Origin of the sequence: Pantoea stewartii (genome assembly GCF_011044475.1) — a bacterium.
Taxonomy (GTDB): domain Bacteria; phylum Pseudomonadota; class Gammaproteobacteria; order Enterobacterales; family Enterobacteriaceae; genus Pantoea; species Pantoea stewartii.
Map to the genome: position 1 here is coordinate 4,303,498 of NZ_CP049115.1, position 19,245 is coordinate 4,322,742.

12 protein-coding genes are annotated in these 19,245 nt (G+C 54.1%); 8 read left to right on the top strand and 4 right to left on the bottom strand.

The features are described from left to right. The first annotated feature begins 90 nt into the window (after positions 1 to 90). The 7 genes from cmoM to G5574_RS20340 all read left to right on the top strand — a co-directional run bounded on the left by cmoM (position 91) and on the right by G5574_RS20340 (position 10,759). Positions 91 to 882, top strand: coding sequence for a tRNA uridine 5-oxyacetic acid(34) methyltransferase CmoM (gene cmoM, locus G5574_RS20310; RefSeq protein ID WP_110267717.1), 792 nt, complete (start codon positions 91 to 93; stop codon positions 880 to 882). Then, positions 879 to 2,201, top strand: a complete 1,323-nt coding sequence (gene mukF / locus G5574_RS20315; protein ID WP_033737632.1) for a chromosome partition protein MukF — start codon at positions 879 to 881, stop codon at positions 2,199 to 2,201. Before cmoM ends, mukF begins: the two co-directional genes overlap by 4 nt. Then, a complete protein-coding gene (mukE, locus tag G5574_RS20320; protein ID WP_006118636.1) occupies positions 2,182 to 2,907 on the top strand; it encodes a chromosome partition protein MukE in 726 nt (241 codons plus the stop codon). The genes mukF and mukE overlap by 20 nt, the downstream gene beginning before the upstream one ends. After that, the gene (mukB, locus tag G5574_RS20325) at positions 2,904 to 7,370 is read left to right on the top strand and encodes a chromosome partition protein MukB (RefSeq protein ID WP_006118637.1); all 4,467 of its coding nucleotides are present in this window, start codon (positions 2,904 to 2,906) and stop codon (positions 7,368 to 7,370) included. Before mukE ends, mukB begins: the two co-directional genes overlap by 4 nt. 169 nt (positions 7,371 to 7,539) lie before the next feature. Continuing rightward, complete coding sequence (ldtD, locus tag G5574_RS20330; RefSeq protein ID WP_164483104.1) at positions 7,540 to 9,354, top strand: L,D-transpeptidase; 1,815 nt, start codon at positions 7,540 to 7,542, stop codon at positions 9,352 to 9,354. 187 nt (positions 9,355 to 9,541) lie between these two features. Next, on the top strand, positions 9,542 to 10,093 hold the full coding sequence (gene mepK / locus G5574_RS20335; RefSeq protein ID WP_033737630.1) for a peptidoglycan L,D-endopeptidase MepK: 552 nt from the start codon (positions 9,542 to 9,544) through the stop codon (positions 10,091 to 10,093). Positions 10,094 to 10,129: 36 nt separating this feature from the next. Continuing rightward, positions 10,130 to 10,759: an MBL fold metallo-hydrolase gene (locus G5574_RS20340; protein ID WP_058701021.1), complete on the top strand. Its 630-nt coding sequence runs from the start codon at positions 10,130 to 10,132 to the stop codon at positions 10,757 to 10,759. A gap of 42 nt (positions 10,760 to 10,801) precedes the next feature. Here the strand turns inward: G5574_RS20340 and G5574_RS20345 are convergent, their stop codons facing one another. The 4 genes from G5574_RS20345 to pncB form a co-directional block, all read right to left on the bottom strand. Then, on the bottom strand, positions 10,802 to 11,992 hold the full coding sequence (locus G5574_RS20345; RefSeq protein ID WP_033737628.1) for an amino acid aminotransferase: 1,191 nt from the start codon (positions 11,990 to 11,992) through the stop codon (positions 10,802 to 10,804). A 209-nt stretch (positions 11,993 to 12,201) separates the two neighbouring features. Further along, the gene (ompF, locus tag G5574_RS20350; RefSeq protein WP_033737627.1) at positions 12,202 to 13,311 is read right to left on the bottom strand and encodes a porin OmpF; all 1,110 of its coding nucleotides are present in this window, start codon (positions 13,309 to 13,311) and stop codon (positions 12,202 to 12,204) included. A 300-nt stretch (positions 13,312 to 13,611) separates the two neighbouring features. Further along, positions 13,612 to 15,012: an asparagine--tRNA ligase gene (asnS, locus tag G5574_RS20355; RefSeq protein ID WP_039341285.1), complete on the bottom strand. Its 1,401-nt coding sequence runs from the start codon at positions 15,010 to 15,012 to the stop codon at positions 13,612 to 13,614. A 157-nt stretch (positions 15,013 to 15,169) separates the two neighbouring features. Beyond that, the gene (gene pncB, locus G5574_RS20360; protein ID WP_164483105.1) at positions 15,170 to 16,375 is read right to left on the bottom strand and encodes a nicotinate phosphoribosyltransferase; all 1,206 of its coding nucleotides are present in this window, start codon (positions 16,373 to 16,375) and stop codon (positions 15,170 to 15,172) included. A 241-nt stretch (positions 16,376 to 16,616) separates the two neighbouring features. Between pncB and pepN the strand changes: the two genes are divergently transcribed. After that, complete coding sequence (gene pepN, locus G5574_RS20365) at positions 16,617 to 19,232, top strand: aminopeptidase N (RefSeq protein WP_039341279.1); 2,616 nt, start codon at positions 16,617 to 16,619, stop codon at positions 19,230 to 19,232. Positions 19,233 to 19,245 lie beyond the last annotated feature (13 nt).

A 19,245-nucleotide genomic window follows, 5' to 3' on the forward strand; every position in this document is an offset into this window, starting at 1 on the left:
CAGAGCAGAAGAAGGGCATGAAAGCTTCATTCTTACGGCACCTGTGACAAAATAGCATACGTTTTACCGCAGCATACCGGAGTCCATGCCATGCAGGATCGTAACTTTGACGATCTCGCGGATAAATTTTCGCAAAATATTTACGGCACCACCAAAGGCCGGGTGCGTCAGGCAATCGTCTGGGATGAGCTTGAAGCCTTGCTTCCCAGCCTGACGTCCTCGTCTCCCTCACTGAACGTGCTGGATGCGGGCGGTGGCATTGGGCAAATTTCAAGTGGACTGGCCGCGCGGGGCCATCAGATTCTGCTGTGCGACCTCTCAGGTGAAATGTTGCGGCGTGCCCAGGAAAATGCGGATGCGCTGGGTGTGAGCCATAACATGCAATTCAAACAAATTAGCGCGCAGCAGGTCGGTGAACATTTGGATAAGCCGGTGGATCTGGTATTGTTTCACGCTGTGCTTGAATGGGTCGCTGAACCGGAAACCGTGCTGAAAGCCCTGTTTGATACATTGCGGCCGGGAGGCGTGCTGTCATTGATGTTTTATAACCTGCATGGGTTAACATTACGCACCCTGACGCTGGGCAATTTTGGTTACCTTCGTACCAACTTAACCAAGCGTAAGAAGCGCACGCTGTCACCGGACTTTCCGCGCGATCCTGACGATGTGTCACGCTGGTTACAGGCCTGCGGTTTCCAGATTGAACAGCGTGCCGGGATTCGGGTGTTCAGCGACTATATGAAGCCGCCTAAAGGCGAGCCAAAAAGCGACGACGAAATCATTGAGATGGAGCGGCGTTTTTGCCGTCAGGAACCCTTTTTAAGCTTAGGGCGTTACATCCACGTGACCGCGCGCAAACCCGGGCAGAAGGACGAATTATGAGTGAATTTTCCCAGACGGTACCGGAGCTGGTATCCTGGGCGCGCAAGAACGACTTCTCCCTTGCGCTGCCCGTTGAACGTCTGGCTTTTTTGCTGGCCATCGCCACGCTGAATGGCGAGCGCATGGACGGAGAAATGAGTGAAGGTGACCTGGTCGATGCGTTTCGTCATGTCAGCAAAGCGTTTGAACAAACCAGCGAAACCGTACTGGTGCGGGCCAACAACGCCATCAATGATATGGTGCGTCAGCGCCTGTTGAACCGTTTCACCAGTGAATTAACTGAAGGCAATGCAATTTATCGTCTGACGCCGCTGGCCATCGGCATCACGGATTACTATATCCGCCAGCGCGAGTTCTCCACGCTGCGGCTTTCCATGCAGCTTTCCATCGTTGCCGCTGAACTTAAGCGTGCCGCCGACGCGGCGCAGGAGAATGGCGATGAATTTCACTGGCATCGTAACGTATTCGCGCCGCTGAAATACTCCGTAGCCGAAATCTTCGACAGCATTGATATGACGCAACGCCTGATGGATGAGCAGCAGCAGGCGGTGAAAGCGGATATTGCGGAGCTACTGAATAAAGACTGGCGCGCCGCGATTTCAAGCTGTGAAATGTTACTGTCGGAAACTTCCGGTACGCTGCGTGAATTGCAGGATACGCTGGAAGCGGCTGGTGACAAACTCCAGGAAAATCTGCTGCGTATTCAGGATGCGACGCTGGACAGCCCGGATTTGGGCTTCGTCGATAAACTGGTGTTCGATCTGCAAAGTAAACTCGACCGCATCACCAGTTGGGGACAGCAGGCCATTGACCTGTGGATTGGTTATGACCGCCACGTGCATAAATTTATCCGCACCGCTATCGACATGGACAAAAACCGTGTTTTTGCCCAGCGCCTGCGCGTATCCGTACAGAACTATTTTGACTCACCCTGGGCGCTGACTTATGCCAATGCCGAACGTCTTTACGATATGCGTGACGATGAGCTGACGCTGCGTAATGACGAAGTGATGGGCGAATTACCTGCTGAACTGGAGTTCGAAGAATTTAATGAAATTCGCGAGCAGCTGGCGGCCATGATCGAAGAAGCCTTAACGATTTATAAAACGCAGCAAAAACCGCTTAACCTCGCCGCCGTCATGCGCGACTATCTGGCCCAGTACCCGCGCGCGCGTCACTTCGACCTTGCGCGCATTGTCGTGGACCAGGCGGTGCGATTAGGTGTAGCGGAAGCCGATTTAGCCGGTTTGCCTGTGGAATGGCAAGCCATTAATGATTACGGAGCCAAGGTGCAGGCACATGTCATCGACAAATATTGAACAAGTGATGCCGGTTAAGCTGGCACAGGCACTGGCAAATCCGATTTTTCCGGCGCTGGACAGCCAGTTACGTGCCGGTCGCCATATTGGCATTGAAGAGCTGGATAACCACGCTTTTCTGATGGATTACCAGCAGTATCTGGAAGAGTTTTACACGCGCTACAACGTTGAGCTGATTCGTGCTCCAGAGGGCTTTTTCTATCTGCGTCCACGCTCAACCACGCTGATTCCCCGTTCCGTGCTTTCCGAACTGGACATGATGGTCGGGAAAATCCTCTGCTATCTGTATCTCAGCCCGGAACGCCTGGCGAATGAAGGCATTTTCACGCAACAGGAACTCTATGATGAACTGCTGTCCCTGGCGGACGAAAGCAAGCTGCTGAAGCTGGTTAACCAGCGTTCAACCGGGTCGGATCTCGATCGGGCTAAGTTACAGGAAAAAATGCGTGCGTCCTTAAGCCGCCTGCGCCGTCTGGGCATGGTGTGGTTTTTTGGCAACGACAGCAGCAAGTTTCGTATTACCGAGTCTGTCTTCCGCTTTGGTGCCGATGTCCGTAGCGGTGATGATGCGCGTGAAGCGCAACTGCGCCTGATCCGCGATGGCGAAGCGATGTTGCTGGACAACACGACGGCAGCCACAGAGGCTGATGACAGTGAAGAGAATGACAGCGATGCGGGTGATATCGCGGAGGAAGAGCAGGCATGATTGAACGCGGCAAATTTCGTTCGCTAACCCTGATCAACTGGAACGGGTTTTTTGCCCGAACCTTTGATCTGGATGAACTGGTCACCACGCTGTCGGGCGGGAACGGGGCAGGTAAGTCCACCACAATGGCAGCCTTTGTCACGGCGCTGATTCCTGACTTAACCCTGCTGCATTTCCGTAACACCACCGAAGCGGGCGCAACCTCAGGCTCACGCGATAAAGGCCTGCACGGTAAACTGCGGGCAGGCGTCTGCTACGCGATGCTGGACGTAGTGAACTCACGCCATCAACGTGTGGTGGTCGGGGTCCGGTTACAGCAGGTGGCAGGACGTGACAAAAAGGTTGATATCAAGCCCTTTAGTATCCATGGCCTGCCCACGGATACGCTGCCCACAGACATGCTCACGGAAATTCTGAACAGCCGTCAGGCGCGCGTGTTACCGCTTAATGAGGTCAAAGAACGCGTCGAGGCGCTGGAAGGTGTCCAGTATCGGCAGTACAGCTCGGTAACGGACTATCACGCGATGATGTTTGATCTGGGGATTGTGCCGCGTCGTCTGCGTACCGCCAGCGACCGCAGTAAGTTTTATCGCCTGATTGAAGCCTCTCTGTACGGCGGTATCTCCAGCGCCATCACCCGTTCTCTGCGCGATTATCTGTTGCCTGAAAACAGTGGCGTGCGTAAAGCGTTCCAGGACATGGAAGCTGCGCTGCGCGAGAACCGTATGACGCTGGAAGCGATCCGCGTAACCCAGTCTGATCGCGATCTGTTTAAGCACCTGATTTCTGAAGCCACCAGCTATGTATCGGCCGACTATATGCGTCATGCCAATGAACGACGCATCCACCTGGATAGCGCACTACAGCTGCGCAATGAACTGTTCACCAGCCGCAAGCAGCTGGCGTCGGAGCAGTATCGCCACGTGGAAATGGCACGAGAGCTGGCTGAACACAGCGGGGCAGAGAACGATCTTGAAATCGATTATCAGGCGGCCAGCGATCACCTGAATCTGGTGCAGACGGCAATGCGCCAGCAGGAAAAAATTACCCGTTATGACAGTGATATCGAGGATCTGACACTTCGCCTGGAAGAACAGAGTGAAGTCGTGGCCGAAGCGCGTGAAATCCAGGAAGAAAATGAAGCCCGTGCTGAAGCGGCCGAACTGGAAGTGGATGAGCTGAAAAGTCAGCTGGCCGATTTTCAGCAGGCGCTGGACGTGCAGCAAACCCGTGCCATTCAGTATCAGCAGGCGTTACAGGCTCTGGAACGTGCGCGTTCGCTGTGTGAATTGCCTGAGCTGAACATTGACAACGCGGCGGAATGGCAGGCCAGCTTCCAGGCCAAAGAAGAAGAAGCAACCGGGCAGTTGTTGCGCCTGGAGCAGAAACTGAGTGTGGCCGAAGCGGCGCACAGTCAGTTTGAACAGGCCTTATCGCTGGTGACCAGCATTGCCGGTGAGGTCAGCCGTAAAGAGGCCTGGCAAGTCGGGCGCGATCTCCTGCGTGATGCCAGCAATCAGCGTCACCACGCCGATCAGCTTGCTTCACTGCGCCTGCGTCTGAGCGAACTTGAACAGCGCCTGCGCGAGCAGCAGGAGGCAGAACGTCTGCTGGCGGAATTCTGCAAGCGTCAGGGGCAGCAATATGAGCCTGATGCGCTGGAAGGATTGCAGCGTGAACTGGAAGCCCAAATCGAGCAGCTGAACAGCAGCGTTGCCGATGCGGGCGAACAGCGTATGTTGATGCGTCAGGAGCTGGAACAGCTCCGTCAGCGCATCGCGACGTTGACCGCGCGTGCGCCGCACTGGCTGGCTGCGCAAGAAATCCTGACGCAGCTCAGCGAGCAAACCGGTCAGGCGTTGACCAGCAGCCAGGACGTTACGGAATACATGCAGCAGCTGCTGGAGCGGGAACGTGAAACCACTGTTGAACGTGATGAAGTGGCCGCAAGGAAACGTGAAATTGAGCAGCAGATTGAGCGCTTGAGCCAGCCGGGCGGTGCGGAAGATCCGCGACTGAACCAGCTGGCCGAACGCTTTGGCGGTGTGCTGCTGTCTGAGATTTATGACGATGTCACGCTCGACGATGCGCCTTACTTCTCCGCCCTGTACGGCCCGTCACGTCACGCCATTGTGGTGCCCGATCTTTCGCTGGTGCGTGAGCAACTGGATGGCCTGGAAGAGTGCCCGGAAGATCTCTATTTGATCGAGGGCGATCCGCAATCCTTTGATGACAGCGTGTTCAGCGTCGACGAGTTACAAAATGCCGTCGTGGTCAAGGTGGCCGAGCGCCAGTGGCGCTATTCCCGCTTCCCTAAAATCCCGCTTTTCGGCCGGGCGGCACGCGAAAACCAGCTGGAGTTGCTCAATAACGAACGCGATCGTCTGGCGGAACGGTATGCCACCCTGTCGTTTGACGTTCAAAAGACGCAGCGGCTTCATCAGTCATTCAGCCGTTTTATCGGTAGCCATCTGGCGGTCGCCTTTGATGACGATCCCGAAGCGCAGATTCGTCAGCTCGGCGCCCGTCGGGGTGAGCTGGAACGTGCGCTCAACCAGCATGAAAGCAACAATCAGCAGCAACGTCAGCAGTTTGACCTGGCCAAAGAGGGCGTTGCGCAGCTTAACCGCCTGTTGCCGCGCGTGAATCTGTTACTGGACGACACGCTGGCAGACCGTTGCGAAGAGATCCGTGAGCAGGTGGAAGACGCGCAGGAAGCCGCACGCTTCCTCCATCAGCATGGGGCGAAGCTGGCCAAACTTGAACCGATGCTGGCGGTGCTGCAGAGCGATCCGGAACAGCACGACCAGTTGCAGGCAGATTACCAGCATGCACAGCAGCAGCAGCAACGCGCGCGTCAGCAGGCTTTTGCGCTGACCGAGGTGGTACAGCGTCGCGCTCACTTCAGCTATGACGACTCGGCCAGTATGCTCGGTGGCAACACCGATCTGAGTGATAAGCTGCGCCAGCGTCTGGAGCAGGCGGAAGCGGAGCGCAGCCGCTGCCGTGAGCGCCTGCGCGCCCATCAGTCGCAGCTGACCCAGTATTCTCAGGTGCTGGCATCGCTGAAAAGCGCTTATGACGCCAAACGCGACATGCTGAAAGAGTTGCAGCAGGAGATGCAGGATATCGGTGTGCAGGCCGATGCCAGCGCGGAAGAACGCGCCCGTATCCGCCGTGACGAGCTGTATACCGCGCTCAGTCACAATCGTGCCCGTCGTAACCAACTGGAGAAACAGCTCACCTTCTGCGAAGCCGAAATGGACAATCTGCAGAAGAAACTGCGCCAGCTTGAGCGCAACTATCATCAGATCCGCGAACAGGTGGTCAGTGCCAAAGCAGGCTGGTGCATGGTGCTGCGTCTGGTGAAGGACAATGGCGTGGAGCGGCGTCTGCATCGTCGGGAGCTGGCTTACCTGAGCGCGGATGAGCTGCGTTCAATGTCGGATAAGGCACTCGGTGCGCTGCGCCTGGCGGTGGCGGATAACGAACACCTGCGCGATGTGCTGCGCCTGTCGGAAGATCCCAAACGGCCAGAGCGTAAAATTCAGTTCTTTATCGCCGTGTATCAGCATCTGCGCGAACGTATCCGTCAGGACATTATCCGTACCGACGATCCGGTTGAAGCCATCGAACAGATGGAAATCGAGCTGAACCGTCTGACGGAAGAGCTGACTGCCCGCGAGCAAACGCTGGCCATCAGTTCACGCAGCGTGGCGAACATTATTCGCAAAACGATTCAGCGTGAACAGAACCGTATTCGCCAGCTGAACCAGGGGTTACAGACCGTCAGCTTTGGACAGGTACGCAGCGTGCGGCTCAACGTGAACGTGCGGGAAACACACGCGATGCTGCTCGATACCTTGTCCGAAGAGCATGAACAGCATCAGGACCTGTTTAACAGCAACCGACTGACCTTCTCGGAAGCGCTGGCAAAACTGTATCAACGCCTCAATCCACAGATCGATATGGGACAGCGCACGCCACAGACAATTGGTGAAGAACTGCTGGATTACCGTAACTACCTGGAGATGGAAGTCGAGGTGAATCGTGGCTCCGATGGCTGGCTGCGTGCAGAAAGTGGTGCGCTCTCTACCGGTGAAGCGATTGGTACCGGTATGTCGATCCTGGTCATGGTCGTGCAGAGCTGGGAAGAGGAATCACGCCGTCTGCGTGGGAAAGATATCTCACCCTGCCGCTTGCTGTTCCTGGATGAAGCCGCCCGTCTGGATGCGCGTTCAATCGCCACGCTGTTTGAACTCTGTGAGCGCCTGGAGATGCAACTGGTCATCGCTGCACCTGAGAACATCAGTCCTGAGAAGGGCACGACCTACAAACTGATGCGTAAAGTGTTTAACAACACCGAACACGTTCATGTCGTGGGATTACGGGGTTTCGCCGCCGATCCGCTGCCTGCCAAACGCGGCAGTGAAGCCGATTCGGCCAGTGAAACGACGACATAATATTCGTGCGGCAAGGATAGTCAAAAACAGCGCCATTGGTTAATCTGGTAACGGCATTTGTCGCAGGAGGCAAATGCCGTTTTTGTTTGTATACTCAGTCATATGAGTAACAGCCCGATTGCAGCTTTTTCCTCTCAGGCTGCGCGGTAGATTAATGAAGGGGGCAGGGATGTTACTGAATAAAGGCTTAACAATTCATCAGGTTAGTTCATGGCTGGTGCTGGCACTTGCGCTGAGTCCGTGCGTGCCGTCCCAGGCGGCTATCATCGCGGCCATGCCCGGTGTCCATTCGACCCAGGCCACCACCTCTGTTTCTGCCAGTCAGCAAAAAATTCGCCAGGCGTTTGCCAGTGACAGTCAGCCTTTTTACGGTGCTTCACTGGCCGCCCTGTATGCCGCGCGAAATATGCAACCGATCTGGCAGGATCATGACGCCGTGCAGAAGTTTCAGCAGCAGCTGGCTGAGGTAGCGTTATCCGGCGTCCAGCCACAATTTACCCGGTGGGTGGAGCGTCTGACCGATCCATCCATTACCGGATTCGCCCGCGATGTGACACTGTCCGATGCCATGCTGGGTTATCTGCAGTTTGTCTCGTCGGTTCCTGCACAGGGGGAAACGTGGCTCTACAGTACGGTGCCCTATAAGTTGGCGGTGCCGTCGGTGTCCGTCATTAATGCCTGGCAGAACGCCGTGAATGCGGGGCGGGCAGCGGCCTTTGTGAATTCGCTGGAACCGCAACATCCGCAGTATCCCTTAATGCACAAAGCGTTAATAAACCTGCTTAACGATAAACAGCCGTGGCCGCAAATCAAAAATCGCGACACGGTAAGGCCGGGTCAGGTCAGTGATGATGTACCGGCACTGCGGGAAATCCTGCGGCGCAGCGGTATGTTAAGTGCACAGGCGACGGCACCTGCGCCGAATGACGATGCGGTTCCTACTGCGCCAGTTACGGTCAGCCACAGTGAACCTGTCGCGGTCAGCCCGTCTGCCGTTGCCGTGAACGCTATTCCGCCGCCACCGCCAGGCGCGCCGGACAACGTACAAGTGGCACCTACGGCGACAAGTGGCGTCAATGTCTATGACGATAATCTGGTCGCAGCGGTAAAACGCTTTCAACAGTGGCAGGGGCTGGACGCGGATGGAGCCATTGGTCCGCGTACACGTGAATGGCTGAATGTGTCACCTCAGCAACGTGCCGCCCTGCTGGCGCTGAACATTCAACGCCTGCGTTTGCTGCCGGATGATATGCACAACGGCATTATGGTCAACATTCCCAATTACTCGTTGAATTATTACAACAACGGCACCAGGGTGCTGACATCGCGGGTGATTGTGGGCCGGCCAGACCGTAAAACGCCACTGATGCGCAGCGCGCTCAACAACGTGGTGCTGAATCCGCCCTGGAATGTGCCTACCACGCTGGTGCGCCAAGACATCATTCCAAAAGTGAAACAGGACCCGACGTACCTGTATAAGCATGGATATACCCTGCTGTCGGGCTGGAGTGCGGATGCGGAAGTGATCGATCCCACCATGATCGACTGGAGTATGGTGTCAGCCTCGTCGTTCCCGTACCGAATTCGTCAGGCGCCGGGGCAGACCAATTCACTGGGCCGTTTCAAATTTAATATGCCCAGTTCAGATGCTATCTATTTGCACGACACGCCCAATCATAATCTGTTCCAGCGCGATATTCGCGCACTCAGCTCGGGCTGCGTGCGGGTCAACAAAGCGTCTGAACTGGCGGGCATTCTGCTGCAGGATGTAGGCTGGAATGATGCCCGTATCTCGGGGACGTTAAAACAGGGTGATACGCGCTATGTGCCTATTCGCCATCGGATACCGGTTAACCTGTATTATTTAACCGCCTGGGTCGCGGATGATGGTAAAACGCAGTTTCGTACAGATATTTACAATTATGATAATACTGCCCGTTCCGGGAGTCTGGTGCTGAGTCGCGCGCAGCAGTTGCTCCTCTAACGGTTGATTTTTAACCGTAAGTGCGCATTGCGCGCAGGAAGATGACCTGAGAAAGGCGGTGTCTCCGATGAGGCCCCGCCTTCCAAACTTGCCAGACATGGGTTGACGTGCTACCGCGAGAAAGTTATGGTTCCGCCAGTGCGTTTTTTGCACGTGTCATTGGCTCTGTTCTCAGGTAAAACGCTTCATGTCTACAATTGATTCTGTCCGTCGCAAACTGTTGTTTTGCGGAAGTGCCGCTGCGGGACTGGCTTTGTTGCCGACGTCAGCGATGGCTTCACTGTCTACGTCACGACCGCGCGTCTTAACGCTGAATAACCTTCACACGGGTGAAACCCTCAAAACAGAATTCTTCAACGGTAAAAGTTACGACAAGAGCGAGTTATCGCGTCTTAACCATTTTTTCCGTGACTACCGCGCCAATAAAATCAAAAGTATCGATCCCCACCTTTTCGATCAGCTCTACCGCCTCCAGGCGCTGCTGGAAACGCGTAAGCCCGTTCAGCTGATCTCGGGCTACCGTACTCTGGCCACCAATAATATGCTGCGCGAATCTGGTCCTGGTGTCGCAAAACACAGCTACCACACCAAAGGTCAGGCGATGGATTTCCATATTGAGGGGATTAGTCTGGCGAATGTCCGGAAAGCCGCGTTAAAAATGCGGGCGGGTGGTGTAGGATATTACCCCAGCAGCAACTTTGTACATATTGATACCGGTCCGGTCAGGCACTGGTCGTAACGTCGGCAACGCTGCGGGTGCCGACCATGGAGCGTTATGAATTATCACATTATCCCCGTTACCGCCTTCGCGCAGAACTGTTCGGTTATCTGGTGCGACACCACACGTGAATCTGCGATAGTGGATCCGGGTGGTGACGCCGATACAATCAGGCAAACGCTGAAACAGCTTGATTTAACGCCTGGCCAGATCCTGCTGACGCATGGTCATCTTGATCATGTCGGGGCCGCGGCGGAACTGGCGGCCTGCTGGAACATACCACTGGTAGGCCCGCACAAACAGGATGCGTTCTGGCTTGAGGCATTGCCCACGCAGAGCCAGATGTTTGGACTTGAGTACTGCGCGCCGCTTACGCCCGATCGCTGGCTGGAAGAGGGGGACACTGTTCAGGTTGGTCAGGTTAATCTTGAGGTTCTGCACTGTCCCGGTCATACGCCAGGTCATATCGTGTTTTTTGACCGACAGGGGCGTTTACTGGTTTCCGGTGATGTGATCTTTAACGGTGGTGTAGGACGCACCGACTTTCCGCAGGGTAACCATCAGCATCTGATTGATGCCATCAAAAACAAAGTGTTGCCGCTGGGAGATGATGTGACGTTTTTGCCCGGTCACGGTCCGCTATCCACTTTAGGTCGTGAACGTCTGACGAATCCTTTTCTGCAATAAAAAATGGGCCACTCAGGCCCATTTTTTTTCATAAGGACAGGATTACAGCACGGCGACAATCGCTTCACACAGGGCAGACATATTATCGGGCGTCATCCCGGCCACGTTCACCCGGCCTGAGTTCACCGCATATACGCCAAACTCTTCACGCAGACGAATGACCTGATCTTTGGTCAGCCCGCTGAACGAGAACATACCGTTCTGCTTAATGATAAAGCTGAAATCCTGCTGCGCCCCTTTTTCCGCCAGCGTATTCACAAACAGCTGACGCATGCGCTGGATACGCTGACGCATATCGGACAACTCCTGCTGCCAGATGGTACGGAGCGCGTCATTTCCCAGGATGGTTGCCACCACTGCCGCACCGTGTGACGGTGGGTTAGAGTAGTTAGCGCGAATCGTGTACTTCACCTGACTGAAGGCAGTATCGGCCGTGGCTGCATCGCTCGCCACCAGCGTAATCGCACCCACGCGTTCATTATACAGACCAAAGTTTTTGGAATAGGAACTGGCCACAATCAGCTCCTGATGGCTGGCCGCAAACAGGCGCAGACCTGCTGCATCTTCTTCCAGCCCACGGGCAAAGCCCTGATAGGCGAAGTCAAACAGCGGCAACCAGCCATTGGCTTTGGAAAGCGCAGCCAGCTGTTGCCACTGCTCTGCTGTCGGATCGATACCGGTTGGGTTATGGCAGCAGCCGTGGAACAGCACCACATCACCGGCTTTAACCTCTTTCAGCGAGGCCAGCATGCTGTCAAAGTCCAGCGTATGGTTGACCGCATCATAATACGAGTATTCACACACTTCGAGACCCGCGGCGTTAAACACGTTTTTATGGTTCGGCCAGCTCGGGTTGCTGACCCATACGCGCTTCACCGACGTCTGCGTGGCCAGAAAATCCGCAGCGACACGCAGTGCACCTGTCCCGCCTGGCGTCTGCGCGGAACGTACGCGGCCCGCCGAAATCAGGGCGTTGCCTTTACCAAATAACAATTCCTGAGTGCAGTGTGCGAAATCCGGCAGACCGTCAATGCTCAGGTAGTTTTTGCTGGTCTCGTTTTCCAGCAGATATTGCTCTGCTTTTTTAACGCTGGTGAGCACCGGGGTTTTCCCGGTTTCATCTTTATAAACGCCAATACCGAGATTAATTTTATTCGGGCGGTCATCGGCACGAAACAGATCGGCCAGGCCAAGGATAGGATCGGCAGGTGCAGCAGAGATCGATTCAAACATGAGTCGGGTCCAGTAGCGTGAACTTTAGCAAATGAAGCATCAGGTTAACGTCAGCACGGCGAAATGCCAACCGTTTGCGATAAAATTCATTGTCCGGTCGGCAGAATTACCGGTACTTATAGGGAGAAGGGGGCCACGTATCGGCTGCGCTGAATAAAGGCAATAAAAAACGGAGCCGAAGCTCCGTTTTTTGTACTGCATCAACAAACTTAGAACTGGTAAACCACACCCAGGCCGACTACGTCGTCGTTAGGAATGCCCAGTGGGTTGTTTTTGTCCAGCTGGTTGATTTTATAATCAACGTAGGTGGCCATGTTTTTGTTGAAGTAGTAGGTTGCGCCCACATCGAAGTATTTGTAGATATCCGCATCGCCGATACCTTCAATGTCTTTGCCTTTGGACTGAACGTAAGCCAGTGAAGGACGCAGACCGAAGTCAAACTGGTACTGTGCAACCATCTCAATGATTTGAGCTTTGTTTGCAAAGGCAGGAGCGGTAGTTGTTGGGCCAGTAACGATTGAAATTGGTGCTGCATTACGCATTTCACCATACATCGCTGCCAGATAAACATTGTTAGCATCATATTTCAGAGCGGTTGCCCAGCTTTCAGCATGTTTGCCAGCGCCAACAATATTGCCGTTGGCTGCAACACCCTGAGCCTGCGAGTCAGTACGATCGCTGCTGCTATATGCACCAACAATGCCTACGCCGATTGGCGAGGTGTAAGATGTTGATGCACCCCATCCATCGCCATTTGCTCTACGATCAGCGCGATTTGAATTCTCATTTTTGCCCTGATACTGAAGCGCAAAGTTCCAGCCATCTACCAGACCAAAGAAGTTACTGTTGCGGTAGGTCAGCAGACCACCACTACGACCGTTCATGAAGTTGTCTGAGTTACCTGAGTCACCGCCGAATACTGGCAGCATATCTGTCCAGCCGATGGCATCATAAACCACACCGTAGTTACGGCCATAGTCGATTGAGCCGGCATCGCCGAACTTGAGGCCAGCAAAGCCCAGACGGGTTTTATTGTCAGTTTGCGCATCAGAACCTTCAGAGTTATTACCCTGAATGTTGTATTCCCACTGACCGTAACCAGTCATCTGGTCATTGATCTTGGTTTCGCCTTTGAAGCCGAAGCGAATATAAGTCTGATCGCCGTCATCACCTGAGTTATCAGAGAACTGGTGACGTGCATCCACTTTACCGTACAGGTCCAGCTTATTGCCGTCTTTGTTATAAACTTCTGCTGCATTGGCTGCGCCAGCGGCGAGCAGAGCAGGGATAACCACTGCCAGAATGTTGCGCTTCATCATTATTTATTACCCTCATTGGAGTTATTTGGACACCTGCCACTGCCGTCAAGAAATCTTTACATGAACCTTGAAAGAAGTTTGGTGTCTCCTGTGTCTGCACGCATCTTTCCATCCCCCATCGGGTAATTCTACTGCGAAAATGCTACAAAAGTCGTAATCTTGTTTCAAAGATAAAAAATGTATTTCTAAATGTAAAAATAACGGAACTTTGTGAGTCATATCAAAATTTACAAAAATAAAAAAAGGCCGGCGAAGCCGACCTCTTTATATATATGAATTTCTTATATTAAATGCTGAAAATCAGAAGCTCGCATTACGTGGCGTACGTGGGAATGGAATAACATCTCTTACATTTTGTACGCCTGTGACATAGGCGATTAAACGTTCGAAACCTAATCCGAATCCGGAATGGGGAACGGTGCCATAGCGACGCAGATCACGATACCACCAGTAATCCTCTTTTTTGAGCCCCATCTCTTCCAGACGCGCATCCAGTACATCCAGACGCTCTTCACGCTGTGAACCGCCGATAATTTCACCAATGCCAGGCGCTAACACATCCATCGCGGCCACGGTTTTACCGTCTTCGTTAAGGCGCATGTAGAACGCTTTGATGTCTTTCGGGTAGTTTTTCACAACGACAGGCGCTTTAAAGTGTTTCTCCGCCAGGTAACGCTCATGCTCAGAAGACAAATCAATGCCCCAGGAGACAGGGTTCTCAAACGTCTGGCCGCAGTTCATCAGAATCTCGACGGCATCGGTATAGTCGACCTGCGCAAAGTCTGTGGTAACAAAGCGCTCCAGACGAGCGATGGCGTCGTTATCAACGCGCTCGGCAAAGAACGCCATGTCGTCTGCACGTTCTTCCAGGACGGCTTTAAACACATACTTCAGCATGGCTTCCGCCAGATCGGCCGCATCATCCAGGGAGGCGAAGGCTATTTCTGGCTCCAGCATCCAGAATTCGGCGAGATGACGGCTGGTGTTGGAGTTTTCGGCCCGGAAGGTGGGGCCAAAGGTATAAATTTTTGACAGCGCACTGGCGTAGGTTTCGCCGTTGAGCTGGCCGGATACCGTCAGGAAAGCTTCCTTACCAAAGAAGTCTTCTGAAAAGTCGACTTTGCCCTGATCGTCACGCGGCAGGTTTTCCAGATCCAGCGTTGATACGCGGAACATTTCACCCGCACCTTCGGTATCGGAAGCGGTAATCAGCGGCGTAGAAACCCAGAAATAGCCGTTCTCATGGAAGAAACGGTGCAGCGCCTGCGCCAGCGTGTGACGAACACGGGCTACGGCACCAATCAGGTTCGTGCGTGGACGCAGGTGGGCGACTTCACGCAAATACTCAATGCTGTGACGTTTGGCCGCCATAGGATAGCTGTCGGGATCTTCCACCCAGCCTACCACCTCCAGCTTTGTCGCCTGGATTTCAAACGCCTGCCCCTGGCCCGGAGATGCCACAACGGTACCCGTGACAATGACGGAGCAGCCGGTAGTCAGGCGCAGCACTTCGTCCTGGTAATTATTCAGAGAATTATTGACGACGGCCTGAACGGGATTAAAGCAGGAGCCGTCATACACGGCGATAAAGGACAGACCGGCTTTTGAATCTCTTCGGGTACGTACCCAACCACGTACGGTGACTTCACTGTCAACCGCGACGCGACCGTGCAGTACATCCGCTACAGGCACTACGCTCATAAATATCTCTCTATATAGAAGAAGTGTGTGAATGAATTCCCCAGACTGGGGTGTTGCTATGTTACTTGCGAGTCAACAGGAAACAAGCAAAATTCAGGGGGAAGGGCAGATTTATTGCCAGAAAAGCGGGGCGCAGCGCGCCCCAGTCACATAGCGCTTAGCTGGCTTTTTTTACCAGTGGCAGGTCAAAGGCTTTTCTCAAGGCTCTGACGAAGGCTTTATCCTGACAAATGGTTTTGCCCGGACTGTCTGACAGCTTGGCAACCGGCTTCCCGTTACACTGCACCAGCTTAATGACAATATTGAGTGGCGTCACGCCGGGAATATCGCAGGTCAGTTGGGTGCCAATGCCAAACACCACGTGAGTACGCTGACCAAAGTGGCGATAGAGCGCCAGCGCTTTATCCAGATTCAGGTTGTCGGAGAACACCAGGGTTTTACTCTGTGGATCTATGCCCAGTTGCTGATAATGCGCCAGGGCTTTTTCACCCCATTCAACCGGGTCGCCCGAATCATGGCGTAAACCCTGGTAACGGCGGGCGAAGACCGGGCCGAAGTCGCGCAGGAAGGCGTCCATAGCGATGCAGTCCGTTAACGCAATACCCAGTTTGTCATCATATTCATCCAGCCAGGCCTGTAACGCGGCCCGCTGGCTGTTCGCCAGCACCGGACTGATTTGCTGAAAAGCCTGAAACCATTCGTGCGCCTGCGTGCCGACAGGCGTCAGTTCAAGACGGCGGGCCAGATCATAGTTGCTGGTGCCCATCAGCCAGGGAAAGTCCTGCTTCAGCGTACTGACAATGGCTTCCTGCACCGACCGGGAATAGCGGCGACGGGTACCAAAATCCATCAACCGAAAACGTGACATATCGGTATCCGCAATTTGCGTTTTAAACGTCGCCAGTTTCTGGTGCAGAAAGTCCACGGCCTGCTGACTGCCGGTGTGTGGTGTACGATGGCGATGCACCACTTCGCTGATCAAGGCCAACAGGGGAACTTCCCACATGATGACCTCACGCCAGGGCCCCTGAATTCGGATGGCCAGCTTGCCGTTGTGATTTTGCACGTCGACCTGCTGGGGGTCATAGCGAAAATTGCGCAGCCAGTTAAGGTAGTCGTCAGCAAAGAAGGGGAGGTCAGATAACCAGGCATATTCGGCGTCGGTCAGCGCCAGCGTCTGCATGGCATTGATCGCTGCACGGATTTCGTCAGCATAAAAACCCAGTAACTCATCGCTGCGGCAGCGAAACTCCGCCGCTACCGTAACATCATAGTAGCGATGGAAGACGGCTTGCTGCATATGAAGCTTATACGCGTCAGTATCCAGCAGCGAAGTCAGTATCGGGGAAGCATGTCCTGTCATGGCGCGTTTCGGCATCCTGTTCGGTGGCGCAGAGCCCGGTGTATTAAACGTCACAAAGACGCAAAAGTATAAATCACTAACAGACGGCGATCACAGCATATTTCAGGATAGCGAGTCGAGGCCGAATTGTGTCATTGTTAAGAAAGTGTAGCCATTTTGCCCACGACATGCATTACGCATGGCAAGCTTAACGCATCAGGCTTAGACTTTGACGGGTAAACTATTCATTGCGAGACGAAATATGACGCAGCAGCCAAAAATAAAATATCGCCACGATTACCGGGCTCCCGATTATACCATCACCGATATTGATTTAACCTTTGAACTGGATGAGTCGACTACGCGCGTCACGGCCATCAGTCAGGTTAAACGCCAGGGTGATAACGGGGCTGAATTGCGTCTGGACGGTGAAGATCTGACCCTGATCTCGCTGGAAGTTAATGGCCAGGCCTGGACGGCTTATAAAGAGGAAGAAGGCGCACTGGTACTCAGCCAGTTGCCAGACAGTTTCACGCTGAAAATCGTGAATGACATTCATCCTGACCGCAACAGCGCGCTTGAAGGATTGTACAAGTCCGGTGAGGCACTTTGTACGCAATGTGAAGCCGAAGGCTTCCGCCATATTACCTGGTATCTGGATCGGCCGGATGTGCTGGCGCGTTTCACGACCACCATCATTGCCGATGGCAACCGCTATCCTTTCCTGTTGTCGAACGGCAACCGTATCGACAGTGGTCATGACGAGCAGGGACGTCACTGGGTGAAATGGCAGGATCCGTTCCCGAAGCCCTGCTATCTGTTTGCGCTGGTGGCAGGTGATTTTGACGTGCTGCGCGACAGCTTTACCACGCGTTCGGGGCGTGATGTCGCACTGGAGATCTTTGTTGACAGAGGCAATCTGGACCGCGCCGACTGGGCAATGACCTCGCTGAAAAACAGCATGAAGTGGGATGAAGAGCGCTTTGGCCTGGAGTATGACCTCGACATCTTTATGATTGTCGCGGTGGACTTCTTTAATATGGGCGCGATGGAGAATAAAGGGCTTAACATCTTTAACTCCAAATATGTGCTGGCAAAAGCCGAAACCGCAACCGATAAAGATTACCTGGGGATTGAGGCCGTTATAGGCCATGAATATTTCCACAACTGGACCGGCAACCGCGTCACCTGTCGTGACTGGTTCCAGTTGAGCCTCAAGGAGGGGCTGACCGTCTTCCGCGATCAGGAGTTCAGTTCAGACCTGGGATCGCGCGCCGTTAATCGTATCGATAATGTCCGTATCATGCGCGGCGCGCAGTTTGCTGAGGATGCCAGTCCGATGGCGCACCCGATCCGGCCGGATCAGGTGATCGAAATGAATAATTTCTACACCTTAACCGTGTATGAAAAAGGATCGGAAGTGATCCGCATGATGCATACCTTGCTGGGAGAGGAGAACTTTCAGAAAGGGATGCAACTGTACTTCAAACGGCATGACGGCAGCGCCGCCACCTGCGATGATTTTGTTCAGGCGATGGAAGACGCGTCTGGCGTTGATCTGTCTCAGTTCCGCCGCTGGTACAGCCAGTCAGGTACACCAACCGTCACGGTACGCGACGACTACAATCCGGAACTGGAGCAGTACACGTTGCACGTTACGCAACACACGCCACCGACAGCCGATCAGAAAGAAAAACTGCCGCTACACATCCCGCTGGATATCGAACTGTATGACGGCCAGGGCAAGGTGATTCCGTTGCAGCGCGATGGCCATCCTGTGCATCACGTCCTGAACGTGACGGAAGAGTTCCAGACGTTTACGTTTGATAACGTCTATTTCCAGCCGGTGCCCTCACTGCTGCGTGAATTCTCCGCACCTGTGAAACTTGATTACAAGTGGAGCGATGCCCAGCTCACCTTCCTGATGCGCCATGCCAGTAACGATTTTTCCCGCTGGGATGCGGCGCAAAGTCTGCTGGCAACCTATTTACGTCTCAATGTTGCGCGTCATCAGCAGGGGCAGCATTTGTCACTGCCGCTGCACGTTGCCGATGCTTTCCGCACCGTGCTGCTTGACGCAGACAGCGACCCGGCATTGACGGCGCTGATTTTGACATTGCCGAGTGAGAACGAAATTGCCGAGCTGTTTGAGATTATCGATCCGCAGGCCATTGCGCTGGTGCGCGAAGCGTTGGTCCGTACGCTGGCGCGTGAACTGGCGGATGAATTCTTTGCCGTGTATAACGCCAATCAGCAGGCGGACTATCACGTTGATCATGCGGAAACAGGCAAACGGTCACTGAAAAACATCTGCCTGTACTATCTGGCGTTTGGTGACATGGATCTGGCCGATAAACTGGTTCAGGCACAGTATCAGCGCGCGAATAATATGACCGATTCCCTGGCGGCACTCTCGGCCGCCGTGGCGGCGCAGTTGCCGTGCCGTGACGCCTTACTGGCTGACTATGACGATCGCTGGCATCGCGATGGCCTGGTGATGGACAAATGGTTTATGTTGCAGGCCACCAGCCCGGCGCAGAATGCGTTACTTAACGTGCGCCGGTTGCTGTCGCACCGTTCGTTCAGCATGGGGAACCCCAACCGTATTCGTTCATTGATCGGTGCCTTCGCATCGGGGAACCCCTCGGCCTTCCATGCCGAAGATGGCAGCGGCTATCGCTTCCTGGTGGAGATGTTGACGGATTTAAATACCCGAAATCCGCAGGTTGCGTCGCGCATGATTGAGCCATTGATTCGTCTGAAACGTTACGATACTCGCCGTCAGGCGCTGATGCGCCAGGCGCTGGAGCAGCTACAGGGTCTGGAGAAACTGTCGGGCGATCTGTACGAGAAAATTACCAAGGCGCTTAACGCCTGATAAAAAACGGCGG

Excerpts from the sequence above, each read along its gene's own strand:
- cmoM (WP_110267717.1), top strand. The coding sequence starts at position 91 with ATGCAGGATCGTAACTTTGACGATCTCGCGGATAAATTTTCGCAAAAT.
- mukF (WP_033737632.1), top strand. The coding sequence starts at position 879 with ATGAGTGAATTTTCCCAGACGGTACCGGAGCTGGTATCCTGGGCGCGC.
- mukE (WP_006118636.1), top strand. The coding sequence starts at position 2,182 with ATGTCATCGACAAATATTGAACAAGTGATGCCGGTTAAGCTGGCACAG.
- mukB (WP_006118637.1), top strand. The coding sequence starts at position 2,904 with ATGATTGAACGCGGCAAATTTCGTTCGCTAACCCTGATCAACTGGAAC.
- ldtD (WP_164483104.1), top strand. The coding sequence starts at position 7,540 with ATGTTACTGAATAAAGGCTTAACAATTCATCAGGTTAGTTCATGGCTG.
- mepK (WP_033737630.1), top strand. The coding sequence starts at position 9,542 with ATGTCTACAATTGATTCTGTCCGTCGCAAACTGTTGTTTTGCGGAAGT.
- G5574_RS20340 (WP_058701021.1), top strand. The coding sequence starts at position 10,130 with ATGAATTATCACATTATCCCCGTTACCGCCTTCGCGCAGAACTGTTCG.
- G5574_RS20345 (WP_033737628.1), bottom strand. The coding sequence starts at position 11,992 with ATGTTTGAATCGATCTCTGCTGCACCTGCCGATCCTATCCTTGGCCTG.
- ompF (WP_033737627.1), bottom strand. The coding sequence starts at position 13,311 with ATGATGAAGCGCAACATTCTGGCAGTGGTTATCCCTGCTCTGCTCGCC.
- asnS (WP_039341285.1), bottom strand. The coding sequence starts at position 15,012 with ATGAGCGTAGTGCCTGTAGCGGATGTACTGCACGGTCGCGTCGCGGTT.
- pncB (WP_164483105.1), bottom strand. The coding sequence starts at position 16,375 with ATGACAGGACATGCTTCCCCGATACTGACTTCGCTGCTGGATACTGAC.
- pepN (WP_039341279.1), top strand. The coding sequence starts at position 16,617 with ATGACGCAGCAGCCAAAAATAAAATATCGCCACGATTACCGGGCTCCC.